Here is a 1,644-nt window from a genome sequence, read left to right as displayed (position 1 = left end):
CCCAAATCGCATCGCTCGCCGCCTGACCCGCGACGACACCCTCCCCCTATCGCCGAACCTCTGGAGCTCTATCGACATGAATCAGACCAACGCCTCCAATCCGACCAACCTCTTTGCCTTCGTCGGCCGCCTGCTGATCGCCGCGCTCTTCATCCTCGGCGGTCTCGGCAAGCTCGCGGCCCCCGAGGCCACGCAAGGCTATATCGCCTCGGTCGGATTGCCTGCCCCGCTTCTCGGTCTGGCAGTCGCGGTCATCGTCGAGGCCGGTGGCGGCCTCCTTCTGCTCATCGGATACAGGGCGCGACTCGTCAGCCTAGTCCTGGCGGCCTTCACGCTCATTTTGGCCGCGATATTCCACAGGAACTTCGCCGATCAAAACCAGATGATCCACTTTCTGAAGAACGTCGCGATCGTCGGCGGCCTTCTTCAGATCGCAGCCTTCGGCGCGGGCTCGTTCAGCCTGGACGGCCGCCGCCTCCGCGCCTGATCATGCCCTCGGCGTCGAGAAGGCTTCTCTCCTACTCGACGCCGTCGAAGTGCGCCGCGAGCACGTGACGCGCTCTCCTGTCTGATTCTAGAGGAAGCGGCATGGAAATCGGCGTCGACAGCTTCGCGGCGATCATCCCCGATCCTGCGACGGAGAAAATCATTTCGGCCGCCGAACGGATGGAGCGTCTGCTCGACGAAGTGGCGATCGCCGACCGCGTCGGGCTCGATGTGTTCGGCGTCGGCGAACATCATCGCGAGGAATTTCTCGACGCGGCGCCCGCTGTTATCCTGGCCGCCGCCGCTGCGCGGACGCGGCGAATCCGCCTGACCAGCGCCGTCACCGTGCTCAGCGCCGCCGATCCGGTCCGCGTCTTTCAGGAATTCGCGACGCTCGACCTCATCGCGAAAGGACGCGCCGAGATCGTGGTCGGGCGAGGATCCTTCGGCGAGGCCTATCCGCTGTTCGGCCTCGCCATGCAGGACTATGACGCTCTTTTCGCCGAGAAGCTCGACCTGCTCCTGAGGCTCCGCGACGAGATCCATGTCACATGGAAAGGACGCTTCCGGCCGCCGCTGACCGGCCAGGGCGTCTTCCCCAGACCGCATCAGGCCCGCTTGCCGATCTGGCTCGGCGTCGGCGGCACGCCGCAATCCTTCATCCGCGCCGGAGCGCTGGGCTTGCCTCTCATGGTCGCGATCATCGGCGGCGACTTCCGGCGGTTCCGCCCGCTCGTCGATCTCTATCGGCAGGCGGGCCGTCGCGCCGGCCATGCGGACGAGATGCTCCAGGTCGGCGTTCACGCAATGGGCTTCGTCGGCGACACCGACCAGGCCGCCAGGGACGCTTTCTTCCCAGGATGGGCTTACATGTTCACAGAGATCGGCCGTGAACGAGGTTGGTCGCCCGTCACGCGCGCCGGTTTCGAGGCGATGTGCTCGCCCCATGGCGCGTTTCTGATCGGCGACCCGGAGACCGTCGCCCGGCGTGCGCTCGCAGCGAGCGAGGCTCTGGGCGGCGTTTCGCGGCTCACCTTTCAAATGAGCGCGGCGATGCTGGACGCCGATGCGATGAGCCGCTCGATCGAGCTTCTCGGAGCAAAGGTCGCGCCTATGATCCGCGCTGCGACGAAGGAGAAGCTCCATGGGTGAGTTGAT

General features: G+C 65.7%; 2 protein-coding genes. Both read left to right on the top strand.

Features of this window, described 5'->3' with window-relative positions:
- Positions 1-76: 76 nt before the first annotated feature.
- Positions 77-487, top strand: coding sequence for a DoxX family protein (locus tag EDE12_RS21670; RefSeq protein WP_026597745.1), 411 nt, complete (start codon positions 77-79; stop codon positions 485-487).
- Between the two features lie 101 nt (positions 488-588).
- On the top strand, positions 589-1,638 hold the full coding sequence (locus tag EDE12_RS21665; RefSeq protein WP_026597746.1) for an Atu2307/SP_0267 family LLM class monooxygenase: 1,050 nt from the start codon (positions 589-591) through the stop codon (positions 1,636-1,638).
- Positions 1,639-1,644 lie beyond the last annotated feature (6 nt).

The organism is Methylosinus sp. sav-2 (genome assembly GCF_004366495.1).
Taxonomy (GTDB): Bacteria; Pseudomonadota; Alphaproteobacteria; order Rhizobiales; family Beijerinckiaceae; genus Methylosinus.
Note: the sequence above shows the minus strand (reverse complement) of the source record. Positions and strands in the feature narration are given on the sequence as shown.